2 tRNA genes and 1 rRNA gene are annotated in these 629 nt (G+C 51.7%); all 3 read left to right on the top strand.

Annotated elements, in window-relative coordinates:
- A 16S ribosomal RNA gene (locus tag BEN48_RS16435) occupies positions 1 to 92 on the top strand; the annotation flags it as partial.
- 130 nt (positions 93 to 222) lie between these two features.
- Positions 223 to 296: transfer RNA gene (locus BEN48_RS16440), tRNA-Ile, on the top strand.
- 36 nt (positions 297 to 332) lie between these two features.
- Positions 333 to 406 (top strand) — tRNA-Ala (locus BEN48_RS16445).
- Positions 407 to 629: the final 223 nt, after the last annotated feature.

A 629-nucleotide genomic window follows, 5' to 3' on the forward strand; every position in this document is an offset into this window, starting at 1 on the left:
CCGCAACGAAGCCAGTTAGGGTAGAACAGGTAACTAGGGCTAAGTCGTAACAAGGTAGCCGTACCGGAAGGTGCGGCTGGATCACCTCCTTTCTGGAGCGACCTTGCTCACGATGTTATATTACGACAAGTGCTGCTTGGTGCTTACGTTTTTGTTTGTTTTCTCATTCAAATAATATTTGAATACGGATTCTACGCTTGCCTTCGGGTATCGTCGAAACCCGGGCTTGTAGCTCAGGTGGTTAGAGCGCTACACTGATAATGTAGAGGTCCGTGGTTCGAGTCCACGCAGGCCCACTGTAACCAGCGGGATTGCTGCTGGAAACGAAACTCGGGGGATTAGCTCAGCTGGCTAGAGCACCTGCCTTGCACGCAGGGGGTCAACGGTTCGACTCCGTTATTCTCCACTTTAATAATACCGACTGACTTCGATAGGAAGTCAGTCTCGACACTACTAAACACCAGAGTAGTACACGTTCTTTGACGTAAGGGGTAACAAAAACGAAGCGTAGCGCGCTTGTTCTCGCAAGGGAATGAGCAGACCCCAGCAATGGGGTCAGCGGTACGAAAGCGAAGTAAGCAAGAGCACACGGGGGATGCCTAGGGTCTCAGAGGCGACGAAGGACGCGA

This window comes from Hymenobacter glacialis (assembly GCF_001816165.1).
GTDB classification, from domain to species: domain Bacteria; phylum Bacteroidota; class Bacteroidia; order Cytophagales; family Hymenobacteraceae; genus Hymenobacter; species Hymenobacter glacialis.